Raw genomic sequence first — 15,248 nt, 5'->3', positions numbered from 1 at the left:
GTTGGAATATGCGTGACGAGTTGGTGTTTCAGCGCACTGGGCGGGCACGAACATCGGCCAGGAAGTGCGCCACCAACTCGTTCCACGCGTGTGGGTCCTCGAAGTAGGGGGAGTGGCCGCGGTCGGCAAGTTCGACCACTTCGGCGTGGGGCAGGAACTCGGCGGCGCTGCGAATCCGCTCGGGTGTCATCAAATCGTCCAGCTCACCCGCGATCAGCAGAACCGGCGCCGTCACCGCGGCAAGATCGCTCGGCGAGTAGTTGTGGGCCTTGAGAATTCGGAAGAACTCGGTGTCAGGTGGGCGATGACCGAAGGTGCCGAGAGCTTGGTACAGGTATGCCCTCGCCATGTCCAAGCTCGGCAACCGTCCGCCCACAGCGGGGTGTTCCCCCAGTGGCCGCGCCGTGACGGGCGCCGCGGTGAGGGGAGGTGCGCCGTCCGGACCGAATCCGACGGGAATGCCGCCGGTCGTGCAGGCCAGGACTACCGACTCCACCCGGTCCGGAACAGCGATTGCGGCCCCCACTGCGGCCCAACCGCCCATCGACTGGCCGACCACGTGCGCTCGATCAACCGCCAACAGGTCCATGATTTCGATCAGATCCGAGACTGCCGCTACCGGGCCGTGGTTGCCATTCTCGTTGGTGGACCGTCCGAATCCTCGCTGATCCCAGCTGATTACCCGATAATGCTGAGCGAAGTACGGTACCTGTTGGTACCAGACCGCAGCGTTGCCGCCGAGACCGTGCGTGAGAATCAGATCCGGGCCCTCGCCGGCAGTCTCGTACCAGACCCGTTCGCCGTCTGCGACGGTGATGAAGCCCTCGGTCCGTGAAATCATCCTTCTTCTCCTGTGTCGGACGGGCGCTTGCCCGAAGTGTGGTCAGTGAGGAGTTGCTGCACTTCATCGGTGGCCCGCAGCAGGTGTTCTTCGACCATTCGCGTCGTTTTCGCATCGAAGTCGGTATCGAACCCGATCACCGTCAACGCGCAGAGCGGAGATCCCTTGCGGGAAGACACTGCGCGCGAGACCGAACCGATGATGTCCTGAGATCGTTTGTGTACAACGGCGAATCCGGTTTTCTGCGTCTCGGCTATGTCGGCGAGAAAGCCGGTGGGGCCTTCCAGCGGATAGCCGCTCTTCTCCACCATCGCCAGGTAGGGCGCCCGGGTGTTGTCCTCGAGTGCCGCCACCAACGCGAGCGGACCCGCGAACCGGTGCGGCGGAAGCAGATCCCCGAGCATCCGAGTGATCATCTTGAGTCTCTCGGGACGCAGCGCCGCGATGATCCGCGTTCCGCCGCTCTCGAGAACCTGCAGATTCACCATCATGTCCGTGCTCTCGGACAGCACCCGCATGGTCGGATCGCACAAGGCCGCCAACGAGTGCGCTGCCGCTTCGTGGGAAACCTGCAGTGCAGCCGGGCCGGGGAGATAGCGACCGTCGTAGCGGAAGACCCAACCACGGTTCGCGAGTTCTCCGAGCACTCGGTGCGCAGTCGGGCGGAGCATCCCGACTTCTTCTGCCAGTTCGCTGAGCTTCATCGGCGTGGTCGAGCGCGCGATGGCCTCGAGTAGATCCAGCGCTTTGTCGACGGCGGACGCAGAACCCTTCGTCATCCGATCCCCTCCCGGTGCCGTGGATGTACCCGGCGATCCGAAATCTCGTGTTCTTGGAAAACCCTTGGCATTCGTCTTGGAAATTACTATAGTCACAACAATCGTTCCGGCGTACGGAATTCTTTGAGCGTCTTCACCTTCCCACCGGATTACCGGCAAGGAAGTCATATCTTTCCCAGCGAGAGGCTTTCGGACATGACGGTTGGACATACCCTTCGGTCGACACCACGGTTCAGAGTTGTTGCCCTAGCTGCGGTCGCGACCGCAGCATTGGCACTGACCGGCTGCTCGAGCGACGCCACGGCCTCCGACGACGGGGGCACCCAGACCACCACGATTCGAATCGCACCTCAGCCGATCGCAGACTTCGCACCGATCTGGCTCGGAATGGAGCAGGGATACTTCACCGACGAAGGACTCGACATCCAACTCGTCGAGGGCGGTGCTAGTTCCTCGGCTCAAATTCCGTTGCTGCTCAGCGGAAATGCAGATATGGCAGCCACGACCGCCGCCGCCGCAATTCAGGCACGCAGCCAGAACATGCCCGTCACCATCGTCGGAGGACTCACGAATTTTGCCGCGAGTGACGGCGTCGACCAGTCCGGCCTCGTCGTCGCCAAAGACAGTTCCATCAGCGGCTTCCGTGACCTCGAAGGCAAAACCGTTGCGATCAGCGGATTGAAGTCCGTCAGCGAGGCAGTCATCTCTGCTGCGGTGGAGAAGTCCGGTGGAGCAGCGGACAAGATCTCGTTCATTCAGGCGCCCATGCCCAACCTCGGCGACCTTGTTTCCACTGGCGGAGCCGATGCGGCATTCCTCATCGATCCGTTCCTGAGCAAAGCAACCGACTCGGGGCTGAAGATCCTCGGCCACCCCTTCCCCTTGGCCGCGCCCGGTGTGCCAGGGACCTCGCTGGTCGCTTCGGAATCGTTTGTCGACGCGAACCCGGACTCACTCGCCAAATTCCGCACGGCGCTTGCCAAATCCGTCGACTACGCCAATCAGAATCCGGGCGCCGTCAAGGCTGCACTCTCGACACAAGCCAAGATTCCGCTCGAAATGCTGGCCAGCAGCAAGAATCCTCAGTTCGTCGCAGTAGTGGAACCGGGTGCTCTCGGCACGGAGATCGAACTGCTGGTCAAGTACGGGGTACTGACGGATTCGGTCGAGGCCGATTCCTTGCTGACCCCGGCCAACTGAGTTGTCCGCCTTGACAACCCTGCAGACTCGCCGCAGGCAGGTTCTGCTCGGTCGGCTGCTGACGCTCTTCGCGTTGGCAGCCGCCTGGCAGATCTTCGGAATGCTCGGCGACGAGGACGTCAAAGGTATTCCGAAGTTCAGCGACGTGGCAGTGGCCCTTGTGAACGAACTCGGCACATCCTCGTTGTGGACATCACTGGGACAAACGGTGACCACCACAGCGATCGGATTGGCGCTGTGCCTGGTCATCGGGATCCCGGCAGGACTGCTGCTCGCCGCGCACCCGTTCCTGACGGTCTCCTCCCGTTTCGTCATCGACTTCTGCCGAACCGTTCCGCCGCTCGCAATCATTCCGCTCTTTCTGCTGATCATGGGCCCGACGCAACGGATGGCGGTGGCGCTGATCGTGGCAGTAAGTGTGTGGCCGATTCTGCTCCAGACGATTCACGGTGTGCGCAACGTCGACCCGGAACTGCTGGCGACCGCACGCTCCTTCCGACTTCCGCTGTGGCGCAGACTCGCTCTCGTCGTCGCACCGGCGTCGATGCCCTACATCTTCACCGGGATTCGCATCTCGGCAACACTGAGCTTGCTGCTGACCATCGGTGCAGAATTGATCGCGGGCGTGCCGGGACTCGGTAAGGAGATCCTGCTGAGCCAATCCGTCCCCGATCGAATGTTCGCACTGATCATCGTCGCCGGACTACTCGGAATGCTGCTCGCCTTCGCCGTGATGGCGATCGAGAATCGTTTACTTGCTTGGCATTACATCCCGAGGAGGATGACGACGTGAAGATGATGTCAGGACTTCGACTCCTCGCGTGGGAGTTGTGGCTGCCGATCTTGATCGTCGTCGTATGGTACTTCGGTTCGGAGTCGAGCAAGTCACCCTACTTTCCGCCACTGTCGCGTATCTGGAAAGCGTTTGTGGACAACTGGTTCGGTCCGGGATTCGCCCACGACGTCGTACCGAGCTTGACCAACCTTGCCTTCGGTCTCGCCGTGGCACTGGTGGTCGGCATCGGCGCCGGTCTCCTGCTGGCCCTGTTCCCGCTGGCTGCCGATATTGCCGATCCGTTTCTCCAGTTCTTCCGCGCCATTCCGGCGCTGGCCGTATTGCCCGCCCTCTTCATCGTTTTCGGAACCGGTTCGACGGGTAACGTTGCCGCCATCGCCTTCGGCGCGGTCTGGCCGATACTCCTCAACACCCTCGACGGCATTCGCTCCATCGACCCGAGTATCCGATTGGTGGCGCGCAGCTACCGGATCCGTACACCCCTCCTGGTGACGCAGGTACTCCTCCCCGGAGCGATGCCGCAGATAACAGTCGGCATCCGTACCAGTCTCGCGATCGGTGTCGTCATCATGGTCGGCAGCGAAATGTATGTCTCCACTGCAGGAATCGGTCACTTCGTGATCGTCGCGCAACAGACATTCGCCATCGCGGACATGTGGTCCGGAATTCTCCTGCTGGGAATCATCGGATACGTGCTCAACCTCGGATACGGCGTGATCGAACGATGGTTGCTCAGATGGCAGCCGCGGACCCACGACGCTCTCGCAGTGAAAGGAAACTGATGTCATCCACAGAATCTGCGGCATCGATACCCGCAGTCGAACTGAGCGGCCTCGGGGTGACCTACGGCGGCCCCACCGGCCGCGAAGTGCTCCGCGGGATCGACCTTACGGTCGCACCGGGAGAAATCGTCTGCATCGTCGGCCATTCCGGCATCGGCAAAAGCACGCTGATTCGTTGCATCGCCGGTCTGCAGAAGCCGACCACCGGTGACGTCCGCATCGCCGGGATCGCGATCGATGCACCGCCGGCCACTCTGGCTCTCGTGTCACAGGACTACGGACGCACACTGATGCCGTGGCTTCGAGTGGGCGAGAACGTTCGCCTGCCGCTGCGGGGCAACAGTCTGGCGCGGAAGGTTCAGAACGAGAGGGTTACCGATGCACTCGCCGTTGTCGGTCTAGGCGGTGCTGCGCGTTCCTACCCCTGGCAGTTGTCCGGCGGAATGCAGCAGAGAGTAGCGATAGCTCGCGCTCTCGCCTATCGGCCGCAGGTACTCCTCATGGACGAACCCTTCGCGTCGGTCGATGCGCAGACCCGCGCGGAACTCGAAGACCTGCTGCTGACGCTTCAACGTGATCTTGGTATCACCGTCCTCCTGGTCACCCACGACGTCGACGAATCGGTGTACCTGTCCGATCGAGTGGTCGTACTCGGCGGAACGCCGGCATTGATGCAGGACATCGTCGACGTCCCGTTGACCGGAGCTCGAGATCAGCTGACCACCAAGGCGGACCCACTGTTCATCGAGTGCCGTACCAGGGTGCTGTCCGCGATCCAGCAGTCCAAAACGGTGGCGCCCGTGAGTGGACACCTCGCCTAGTCTGGCTCCGTGATCCTTCTCCTCATCGGCCTCGCGCTGCTCGGATTCTGCGGCTACCGGTTCAGGCAGGATCGGCGGAGGCTGAGCAACGGCGTCTATCTACTTCTCGGAGTGATCTTCACCGGTCTGTGGATGCTGCAGTCGGGTGCACCGGGGACCGAGATCCCGTCGTTCGTCATCGCGACGATCGCTCTGCTCTCGCCGTTGCTGGTGCTCCTGCTTGCAGGATTCCTGATCGTCAACGGGGTCACGATGCTGCGGCGCGAGGGATTCAGCGTGGCGAACCTGCTCTCCCTCGTCGCCGGACTCGGACTGCTCGTTCCCTACGTTCTGCTCGCATCAGCGTTGCTGACGCAGAGATATTGGCTCGCAGTCGTTCTCGGATCGTTCAGCCTGGTCGCGTCGTACCTGGGGTTTCTGTTCACGAGCTTTCTGCTCTACTCCTACGTGTACGGACGCCAGAAGTACCAGCCCGGGATGGACGCGATAGTGGTGCACGGCGCCGGGCTTTCGGGTGCCGACGTGACGCCCCTGCTGGCCAGCCGTCTGGACAAGGCCGCGGACGTCTTCCGCGCCGAGGTCCGCGAAGGACGTTCCCCGCTGTTGGTCGTCAGCGGCGGGAAGGGATCGGACGAGGTGGTCAGCGAGGCTGAGGCAATGTGCGTCTACCTCGTCGATCACGGGATCCCGCGCGAGAACGTGATGCTAGAGGACCGTTCGACCACCACGCTCGAGAATCTCGAGTACACCAGGGACCTTCTCCGCGCCGACACCACGAAGCCTCGAATGGTTCTGGTCACCAGCAACTTCCACATACTCCGAACCGCAACGTTTGCCCGAAGCCTCGATCTGGATGCAGAAGTCATCGGTTCCCACACCGCCCGGTACTACCTGCCGAGCGCTATTCTGCGCGAGTTCGCCGCCGTCACGGTGGAACACAAGTGGCTCAACGGAACGGTCTGCCTGATCCTCGCCGCCCTGCCCCCACTGGTTGTCTGGGCGGCAGGAGGCATTGCGTAGCAAGCATCACCGAATCAGGCTCTCGACGCCCATCGGTCGGCGACCCAGAAGCAGTTCCACGGCAGCACTGCCCGCAAGGAAGTCGTGGTGGTTGTAGAACTCGAACATCGCCGCCAATCGTGAGCTGGCGTTGACGTCCAGGCCGCTGCCGATCTGTTCACGCCATTGATCCACGCTGATCTGTTCTATCGCGACGGTACGTGACGTCTGCTTCTCCACCATCTGTGCCACCTCCATGACGCTCAGAGCTTCAGGGCCCCCCACCTCGTACGTCGCTCCGTGATGCTCGCTCGGGCCCTCGCTCAGGACGACCGCGGCAACAGCTGCCACGTCCGCCAAACTCACGAACGAGAACCTCGTGTCCGCGCTGTACGGCACGACGATGGTCTCTGACCGACCCGTGAGTACTGCTTCGAAATTCTGCGCGTATGCACATGGTTGCAGCACGGTCCATTTCAAGGGCGAACGATGCAGTTCGTCCTCACACCTGGCTTTGTCCAGGTGATGCGGCATTGACGGGCTGAACGGCCACGCCACGGAGTGATAGACAAAGTGTTCCACCCCCGCCGAAGCCGCTGCCGTCAGCGCATTGCGAAGCAGTGCCGGCTCGTCGGGATGGACGTTCGGGGCAATGAAGTAAACCCCTCGGCACCCGGCGAGCGCCTTGCGCAGCCCTCTTCCCGTTTCGAGTTCTACCTCGAAGTCCCCGTCGACACGCGCCTTTCGCACCAGTCGCCGAGCTGTCACGCTCGGCGGCAGTGCAGCGACGACTGCCTCACCGGTCTTACCCGCGGCGCCGATCACCGCGATGTCGGCGCCGCGAGCAATTCCGTTCTCCATGAGAGTTTTCCGTCCTAGACGTAGTCGTAGACCGCTGAGGTGGCGCCACCGGAAAGCTGCGCGTAGCCCGGACCCCGATCGAAGAAGGGTTCGTTCTCACCGCGCTCCGAGCGCAACTGATCCCGTAGCTCCGTGGTAGCACCCTCGTCGACCGACGGCTCGTCACCCTCGATCACGACAACACCGTAGTCGTCGCGTGCACCCTCGACGGAAACCTTGCGCCACTGAATGTCTCGCAAGACCTCTTCGATCGGGCGCTCCAGTGGATCTCCCCAACCGCCACCACCGGTGGTGCGAATCCGTACGACCTCGCCGGCCTTGATCGGCTCGGCATCGGTCAGAGCGTCGAACTCACGCTCGTTCGGTCCACCCGGATCCAGCACCACCGAGAACGGCCGACCGGCCTTGCCGCCCTTGACTCCCCAGCAGGCGAGGATCGAACGATCCGCAATGGACATGAAGTGCGCATCCTTGAGCATCCGGATGTGCTTCTCGTATCCCAGGCCGCCGCGGTAGCGTCCGGCTCCGCCGGAATCCATGGCCAGACCGAGCTTCTCGACGATGAAGGGGAAACGGCTCTCGGTGAATTCGGTCGGCAGGTTCCGTGAATCGGGAACGACGTGAATCGTGTCCTCACCGTCGGCGTAATAGCGTCCGCCCGAACCGCCGCCGAGCACCTCACGCATGAGGTACGAGTGACCCTCGAAGTCTTCACCGTAAACACCGGTGTACCTGATGGTCTCCTGGTCGGCGGGCATGTTGCCGTCCACAGCCTTGGCGACGACGCCGGCCAGCACTCCGAGCAGACGGAGGATGACAAAGGTGCGAGCATTGGTGGGGGCAGGGAAGATCGGGGTGATCAATGTTCCCTTTTCGGGGAACTTCATCTCGATCAGCGGTACGACGCCCTCGTTGACATCCAGTTCGGCCATGCGCTCGGGGGTGTCCGCGAGGTTACGCAGAATCGGGGCCAACCACTTGATGAGGAAGTTTCCGTCCGCGTAGTCACCGCAGTGGTTGATCGGGCCCTTTGCCTGCGGTCCGGTTCCGTTGAAGTCCAGGATGAGTCGCTCGCCGCCCTCGTCCTCCGGCCGCGTCTTCGTGAGCGTGATGCGCTGGATGTGGAGCATCGGCTCGTCGACGCCGTCGTGCTCGGCGTAGTCCTCCCACGTGTACTCACCGACCGGGATCTTGCTCAGGATCTCGCGGCGGTACGTCTCGGTGGTCGCGTCCATCATCGCGTCGAAGCACGACTCGACGGTGTCGACGCCGTAGCGCTCGAACAATTCGGTGAGTCGACGCGCACCCATCAGGCACGCCGAGCACTCGGCGTCGAGGTCAGCTGCGAGAGCGTCCGGCATGCGGGAGTTACGCGTCATGATGCGCAGCGCCGCCTCGTTGGGAACTCCCTGGTCCCACAGTTTGATCGGCGGAACCATCAGTCCCTCTTCGTACACCGTGGTGGCGCCGGACGGCATGGAGCCGGGGCAGCAACCGCCGATGTCGTCGTGGTGACCGAATGCCTGAACGAACGCAACAACCTTCGGCTCGGCATCGGGAGTGACGCGGGCGAAGACAGGCACCGTGACGCAGAGGTCGGGGAGATGGCCGATGCCACCTTCGGACAGGTAGACGTCGTTGTGGAAGTACACGTCTCCCGGCTTCATCGTCTCGAGTGGGAAGTCCCGGGCGATCGGATGAACCAGCGCGGAATACGAACGGCCCGTGAGCTTGCGGAGGTTCCGGTCGTGAATACCGGCGCGGAAATCGTGAGCGTCACGGATCATCGGCGAACGCGAGGTGCGCGAAATGGAGGTCTCGACCTCCATTTCCACGCTGGCGAGGTAACCGGCGACGATCTCGACCAGAATCGGATCAGGTGACGCGCCGTCGGTAGCGGTGAGTCGGTACGGCTTGGCCGCGGTGGCAGCAGCAGCATCGAGAATGGCGGTCATCACTTCACTCCGTTCGAGTCGGAAGACTTCGAGATACGAATGTTCCCGAAGGTGTCGATACGTGCCGAGAATCCGGGGTGGATCGGGACAGTCGAGCTGAACTCCTCGATCACGGCCGGTCCTTCGATGACGTCACCCGCACCGAGCAGCGTGCGGTCGTAGGTAGCAGTTTCGACCCAGCTGTCGAAATACGATTGCCGCGAACCGGTTCGGGCGTTGTCGGCGCCAGTGCCGGCGGGGATCTCTTTGAGCGTCGGACGCTTGATCGGGCCGATGCCGCTCACGCGCAGGTTGACCCACTCCACGTGCTGCGACGGGTCTCCCCGGAAGTCGTAGCCGTACAGTTCGCGGTGCGCCTGATGGAACGCCTCGGCCGCGTCGTCCATGATCTGCGCCGTGACGGTACCTTCCGCCACCGGGACGCGTACCTCGAAGGCCTGACCGAGATAACGCAGATCCGCAGTACGGGAGTATTTGCGCTGCGTCTCGTCGAAACCCTCTTCGGCGAGCGCGATCTCGGCTTCGCCGGCCAACGCGTCGAACTGGCTCTGCAGGTCTTCAGCCTTCAACCGGTCGTGACGACTGACATGCGTCTGGACGTAGTCGTTGCGGACATCGACCGTCAGCAGACCGAACGCGGAGACGTTACCCGGATTGAGCGGGACAAGAACGTCTTTCAGACCCAGGATGTCGACGAGACGGCAGGCGAGCAGGGAGCCGGAGCCGCCGAACGTCACGAGGGTGAAGTCGCGAACGTCGAGGCCACGCTTGACCGTGATCTGACGCAGGGCATTGGCCTGGTTCCACGCCGAAACCTCGAGGACACCGACCGCACACTCCTCGAGGCCCAGACTGAGCTGTGTTGCAAGCTCTTCGAGGCCCTTGCGTGCCAGTTCTGTGTCGAGGGGAATTTCGCCGCCGAGCAGATGGGGCGGGATGCGGCCGAGCAGGACGTGCGCGTCGGTGATGGTCGGTTCGCTGCCGCCCTTGCCGTAGCACAACGGTCCGGGATCGGCGCCCGCCGACTGAGGGCCGACTCGGAGGGTGCGTTCCGGCGTCATCCACGCGATCGAGCCACCGCCGGCACCGACGGTCACGACGTCGATCATCGGGATCTTCGAGGGGTAGTTGCCTACTCGCCCTTCGGTGGTCAGCGCGGGCTCGCCGCGAACCACGACGGTGACGTCCGTCGATGTTCCGCCGCCGTCACAGGTCAGCACCTGCTCGACGCCGGCCGCATCGGCGATCAGCGCAGCACCGAGAGCTCCGGCAGCCGGTCCCGACAGGACTGTCGTAATAGGCTGGTGAACAACCTCTTTGGCTGACAGGACACCGCCGTTGGACTTCATGACGTAGAACGGTATGTCGCGGGGTTCGCCGTCGGTGGTCGAGAACTCACGCAGACGATTCGCGATGTTGTTCACGTAGTTTCGGATGTTCGGCTTGACCGCGGCGTCGACGAGAGTGGTGATGGACCGCTCGTATTCGCGGTACTCACGAAGCACCTGGCTCGAGATGCTCACCGTCGCATCGGGGAAGACCTCGAAGAGGATGTCGCGAACGCGCTCCTCGTGCGTCGGATCGGCGTACGAGTGCATGAGGCAGACGCCGATGGTCCGGATGCCGCGGTCCTTGAAGAACTGCGCTGCGCTGCGAACGCTCTCTTCGTCGAGCGGACGAATCTCGCTGCCGTCGAAGGAAAGCCGTCCACCGACGGTGCGTACACGATCGGCGGGAACGATGCGTTCGGGCTTGACCCAGAAGTACGAGTTGCCGTAGCCGTCCGGCACCGACTGACGAGCGATTTCGAGAACGTGCTCGTAGCCTTCGGTGGTGATGAAGCCGAGGTTCTCGACCTTGCCTTCGAGCAGCTTGTTGGTCGCAACGGTCGTGCCGTGGCTGACCGCACCGATCGAGTCGCCGCTCTCGCCGAGCTTGGCGAGCACTTTCTCGATACCGGCGAGAAAGCCCTCGGCGGGATCCGCCGGGGTGGACGGGGTCTTGGTGGTGACGATGGCGCCGGTTTCGTCGTCCACTGCCACGATGTCGGTGAACGTTCCGCCGGTATCGATACCGACCCGAATCTTCCTGGGTTCCACGCTTCCTCCTGAGATCTTTGGCTCGTCTCGTCTGGTACCGATCGACGGTTGCGGCCTAGCCGGTGAGTGGCTCGTACCTGACGTGTAGTGCTATTCCACAGGTTCGGAAGGGCGGATTCTTTGTCACAATTCGCCGAATCGGGGGGCCAAGGTTCGGCGCACGATCACGAGCGGATCTTCGCCGGCGCCCCCGTGGGTTACGCGGACGTGAAAAACGCCCCGAACCTGGTCGGTTCGGGGCGTTTCCCTCATCGTGAATCAGCTGTTGACACCTGAGTGAACTACTCGCGACAACCAGAACGCGCCAGGAATCCGCCTATAGCAACACCTGACAAAGCAATGGCTGCGCCGACGACGGCGCTGACCATCACCGTGCGAGCATCTGTGCCACCCGCTGTCGGTGCAGCGACCGGAAGAACCGCCGGTGCCGCAACAGCTCCGGAAACCACCGGCGCGCCTTCGACCGCCACTGCCGGTATTGCCGCCGCCACGGCGGCAGTGACCTTCTCGGGGATGCCGTTGGCAATGACGCCGTCGATGCTCTTGAAGAACACCCCGGCCATCTTCTTGGCTACACCGGTGATCATGCGCTGCCCGACGCCGCCGACCATCCCGCCGACCACGGCATCGGCGTCATACGAAAGCAGCGTGCCACCCTCGTTCTCCGTCAAGGTGACCGTGACGTCCGCCTTCACCGTGCCGGGAGCACCAGCCCCCGAAGCCGTCATGACAAACGAATTGGGCCGATTCTGTTGCGACAGAACAACCTCGCCGTCGTAGACGCCCTTGATCGACGCAACTCCGGCCATGATGGAGAGCTTGTAATGATTGTCTGTGAGCTGCTCGAGCGACTGCACACCGGGAATGGTCGCGGCCAGTACACGACCGTCCTGGAGCTTGTCGTAGACCTCTTCGCGAGGTGCCGTCAACTGCGCGGTGCCGGCGATTCTCATGAATTCTCCTCTGATGACGAACCCGCATGTGCGAGTCGAAGTTCGAACAGTTCGGACGGTGAAATGGGCATGGACGTGATCGAGATTCCTTCGGCGTCCTCGATGGCGGCCGCGATGACGGCGCTGGTGGGGATCACACCGGCCTCACCGGCACCCTTCATTCCGAGTGGGTTGAGCCCTGACGGCGTGACGGTGTGATCCATCTCGAGCGAATCCGGCATCTCGGTGACGAACGGCATCAAGAAGTCCATGTACGACGCGTTGAGCATCTGCCCGTGCTCGTCGTAGACGATCCGCTCGTAGAGTGCGCCGCCGATACCTTGCGCAACTGCGCCCATGACCTGGCCTTCTACGATGCGGGGGTTGATCACGTTCCCGCAGTCGTGGATGACAACGTAACGACGGACCGTGATCTCGGCTGTCACGGGATCAGTTTCGACGATCGCCGCGTGCACTCCCGAAGCGAAGGTGGAACTGGGCGGCGAGTAGTAGCCTGTTGCTTCCAGACCGGGCTGCTCACCCTCGGGAATCGGCGGCTTCGACATGTCCGTGTCGGTCTTGGCGAAACCGGTGGCCAGCTTCGACTCACGGTCGAACGCATATCGTAGCGGGTTCGACAGCACGGCAACAACACTCAGCGGTACGGACGTACCTTCCACACCGGCTTCGGTGCCGATCTTGCACACGTGGCCTTCCCGGAGTTCCAGTTCGGTTTCCGGCAGATCCAAGATTCCGGAGGCGATCTTCTTCGCCTTCTCCGCGACCATCTGCGCCGCGACATGGAAGGCCGAACCCGACATGACCGCACCACGCGAGGCGAAAGTGCCGACGGCATAACCGAACCGGCGGGTATCACCCGTGACGATCTCGACGTCGGAGACCTTGACTCCGAGATCGTCCGCGACGATCTGGGCGAAGGCGGTCTGATGTCCTTGGCCTTGCGTCGTCAAGCCTGTTGCCGCCTTGACCTTTCCGGACGTCTCGACCACGACGTGTGCACCCTCGTAAGGCCCCGGGCCGGTTCCCTCGACGTACGCACCGATACCGATGCCGACCGACCGCCCTTCGGCGCGAGCCTTCCTCTGGTACTCGGGAAATCCGTCCCAGTCGATGAGCTTCTTGAGCTTGTCGATGCCTGCCTGGTAGTCGCCCGTGTCGTAGATCAACGGGCGTCCGTCCTGGAACATCAGGCCGAAGTCGTACGGCATGTCCTCGGGGCGAATGAAGTTCGCCTCCCGCACCGCGATCTTGTCCTTGTTCAGGTACTTGGCGATGGCGTCCATGGATCGCTCCATAGCGAACACGGCCTGCGGACGTCCGGCGCCGCGGTACGGGGTCACTATGACCGTGTTGGTGTACAGCGAATAGGCGTTGACCCGGAACGACTTCGGCTTGTACGGCCCGAGAACCTGCGTCGCGGTGTTGATCATGACGATGATCCCGTACGGCAGGTAGGCACCGTTGTCGTGCCAGAACGTGAAGTCGAACGCCAACAGACGACCCTCGTCGTCGAATCCGATGTCGACCTTCTGGATCTGCCCACGCTCGTGCGCGCTCGAGATGAAGTGCTCACGGCGATCCTCGACCCACTTCACCTCACAGGAGATGCCGGCCTGGCCGAGGCGTCGAGCGGCCCACGTGATCATCACTTCTTCGGGCCACGGGTGAACGATCTTGACGCCGAATCCACCGCCGACGTCAGGAGCGATGCAGTGAACCTTGTTCAGCGCCATCCCCAATCGCGCGGCGATTGCGGCGCGGGCGGACGTGGAGGTCTGGGTGGAGGTCCAGAACGTGAGGGTGTTCTCGTCGCCGTCCCAGCGCGCGTAGACACCCTTGCCCTCCATCGGCATGGAAGCCGAACGCTCGATTTCGAGATCCAGCGTCAGTCGGTGCGGCGCGGCGGCCAGTTCGGCATCCAGATCTCCGAACCCGTGCTGCAGGTGAGCGGCGACGTTGTCCGGAACGTCGGCGTGGACGGCGTTGGCGGCGGTGCGAGCGACGTCGATCCCCACTACAGGCTTCAGCGCCTCGTAGGTGACGTCGATCTTCGCGCAAGCGTCCTCGGCGATGTACCGGTTGTCGGCGACCACCATGGCGATGGCTTCGCCGACATGCTTCACCTCGTCCTTCGCGAGGGGATACCCGTTGCGCGGAGCGATGATTCCCGGATGCGGAATGAGCAGTGGCAGGTTCTCCGCCATTTCCGGCGTGTCGGCCAGGAGATCTTCGTAGGTGTAGATGGCATGCACACCAGGCACTTCCAGCGCCTGGTCGATGTCGATGTCGATGATTCGCGCATGAGCGTGCGGCGACCTGACGAATGCCGCGATCAGCGCGTTGTGGCCCAGATCGTCGAGGTATCGCCCCTGACCGCTGAGCAGACGCGTATCTTCCTCGCGCGGAATCGGTTTACCGAAGAACTTGCCGTCGTCGGCAACCGAATGATCGGCCGTCGAATGATCGGAAGCCGGGTGCTTCGCCCCGTTGCGCTTTGCTGGTTTGACCGGAGTACTCATGCCTTACCCGCCCGTCCTCCGACGGGATTCGTCGTTCCCCGCACCTTGCGATCCAACGCCTCCCGAGTGGACGCGTCGTCGATTCCGAGCGGGAACTGCCCGGCCCGTTCACGCTTGATCTCGGCTGCGCGCAGAACCGACGCCCTGATGTTCTGGTATCCCGTACAACGGCAGAGGTTTCCCGCGATCGCGTCGGTTGCTTCCTCACGTGTGGGATTGGGGTTCTCCTCGAGAAACGCCGCGATGGTCGTCACGAATCCCGGTGTGCAGAATCCGCACTGCAGACCGTGACAATCCTTGAACGCCTGCTGAACCGGATGCAAAGTACCGTCCGGCTCAACGAGGCCTTCGACGGTCGTGATCGATCGACCTTCGAGGCTGGCAGCGAGGACGAGGCAGGACCGAACCGGCTTTCCGTCGAGCAGCACGGTGCACGCACCACACACGCCGTGTTCACAACCGACGTGCGTGCCCGTCTTACGGAGGTGGTGACGAATGGCATCCGAAGCCAAGGTGCGGGAGGGAAGAACGACGGTGCTCGTCACCTCGTTGAGCGTGAACGTCACGGCCACATGGTGCTCACCGGTGTCTGCTGCCAACTCGGCAAGTTGATCATCGATGGAGCGATCGTTTTTGGACATTG

The 15,248-nt window shown here is 62.7% G+C and carries 13 protein-coding genes; 5 read left to right on the top strand and 8 right to left on the bottom strand.

The window, feature by feature from the left end:
- Positions 1–28: 28 nt before the first annotated feature.
- Both QM596_RS00380 and QM596_RS00375 read right to left on the bottom strand, forming a co-directional pair.
- On the bottom strand, positions 29–841 hold the full coding sequence (locus QM596_RS00380) for an alpha/beta fold hydrolase (protein ID WP_283307765.1): 813 nt from the start codon (positions 839–841) through the stop codon (positions 29–31).
- On the bottom strand, positions 838–1,620 hold the full coding sequence (locus QM596_RS00375; protein WP_019746079.1) for an IclR family transcriptional regulator: 783 nt from the start codon (positions 1,618–1,620) through the stop codon (positions 838–840). The genes QM596_RS00380 and QM596_RS00375 overlap by 4 nt, the downstream gene beginning before the upstream one ends.
- A 195-nt stretch (positions 1,621–1,815) precedes the next feature.
- Between QM596_RS00375 and QM596_RS00370 the strand changes: the two genes are divergently transcribed.
- The 5 genes from QM596_RS00370 to QM596_RS00350 are packed head-to-tail and all read left to right on the top strand — an operon-like array spanning position 1,816 to position 6,239.
- On the top strand, positions 1,816–2,820 hold the full coding sequence (locus QM596_RS00370) for an ABC transporter substrate-binding protein (protein ID WP_020971397.1): 1,005 nt from the start codon (positions 1,816–1,818) through the stop codon (positions 2,818–2,820).
- Positions 2,821–2,830: 10 nt separating this feature from the next.
- Positions 2,831–3,613 (top strand): ABC transporter permease, encoded by a 783-nt coding sequence (locus QM596_RS00365; RefSeq protein WP_020971398.1) that lies wholly within the window; start codon positions 2,831–2,833, stop codon positions 3,611–3,613.
- 2 nt (positions 3,614–3,615) lie between these two features.
- Positions 3,616–4,398 (top strand): ABC transporter permease, encoded by a 783-nt coding sequence (locus QM596_RS00360; protein ID WP_202022878.1) that lies wholly within the window; start codon positions 3,616–3,618, stop codon positions 4,396–4,398.
- Complete coding sequence (locus tag QM596_RS00355) at positions 4,398–5,219, top strand: ABC transporter ATP-binding protein (RefSeq protein WP_283307764.1); 822 nt, start codon at positions 4,398–4,400, stop codon at positions 5,217–5,219. The genes QM596_RS00360 and QM596_RS00355 overlap by 1 nt, the downstream gene beginning before the upstream one ends.
- A gap of 9 nt (positions 5,220–5,228) precedes the next feature.
- Positions 5,229–6,239: a YdcF family protein gene (locus tag QM596_RS00350; RefSeq protein WP_019746084.1), complete on the top strand. Its 1,011-nt coding sequence runs from the start codon at positions 5,229–5,231 to the stop codon at positions 6,237–6,239.
- Between the two features lie 6 nt (positions 6,240–6,245).
- Here QM596_RS00350 and QM596_RS00345 read toward each other — a convergent pair whose 3' ends face one another.
- From QM596_RS00345 to QM596_RS00320, 6 genes are all read right to left on the bottom strand, one after another.
- Positions 6,246–7,079 carry an NmrA family NAD(P)-binding protein gene (locus QM596_RS00345; RefSeq protein ID WP_283307762.1) on the bottom strand — a complete coding sequence of 278 codons (834 nt, stop codon included), beginning with the start codon at positions 7,077–7,079 and terminating at the stop codon, positions 6,246–6,248.
- A 14-nt stretch (positions 7,080–7,093) separates the two neighbouring features.
- On the bottom strand, positions 7,094–9,034 hold the full coding sequence (locus tag QM596_RS00340; protein WP_134999329.1) for a hydantoinase B/oxoprolinase family protein: 1,941 nt from the start codon (positions 9,032–9,034) through the stop codon (positions 7,094–7,096).
- On the bottom strand, positions 9,034–11,133 hold the full coding sequence (locus QM596_RS00335; RefSeq protein WP_283307761.1) for a hydantoinase/oxoprolinase family protein: 2,100 nt from the start codon (positions 11,131–11,133) through the stop codon (positions 9,034–9,036). Before QM596_RS00335 ends, QM596_RS00340 begins: the two co-directional genes overlap by 1 nt.
- A gap of 281 nt (positions 11,134–11,414) precedes the next feature.
- Positions 11,415–12,086, bottom strand: a complete 672-nt coding sequence (locus QM596_RS00330; RefSeq protein ID WP_019746088.1) for an SRPBCC family protein — start codon at positions 12,084–12,086, stop codon at positions 11,415–11,417.
- Positions 12,083–14,605 carry an aerobic carbon-monoxide dehydrogenase large subunit gene (cutA, locus tag QM596_RS00325; protein WP_060939376.1) on the bottom strand — a complete coding sequence of 841 codons (2,523 nt, stop codon included), beginning with the start codon at positions 14,603–14,605 and terminating at the stop codon, positions 12,083–12,085. The genes QM596_RS00330 and cutA overlap by 4 nt, the downstream gene beginning before the upstream one ends.
- Positions 14,602–15,246 (bottom strand): (2Fe-2S)-binding protein, encoded by a 645-nt coding sequence (locus tag QM596_RS00320; protein WP_029256750.1) that lies wholly within the window; start codon positions 15,244–15,246, stop codon positions 14,602–14,604. The genes cutA and QM596_RS00320 overlap by 4 nt, the downstream gene beginning before the upstream one ends.
- Between the last annotated feature and the right edge of the window lie 2 nt (positions 15,247–15,248).

The sequence above is a fragment of the Rhodococcus sp. IEGM 1406 genome (assembly GCF_030056745.1).
Taxonomy (GTDB): Bacteria; Actinomycetota; Actinomycetes; order Mycobacteriales; family Mycobacteriaceae; genus Rhodococcus_F; species Rhodococcus_F erythropolis.
The sequence above is the reverse complement of the archived record's forward strand: the minus strand, read 5'-3'. Positions and strand labels throughout refer to the sequence as shown.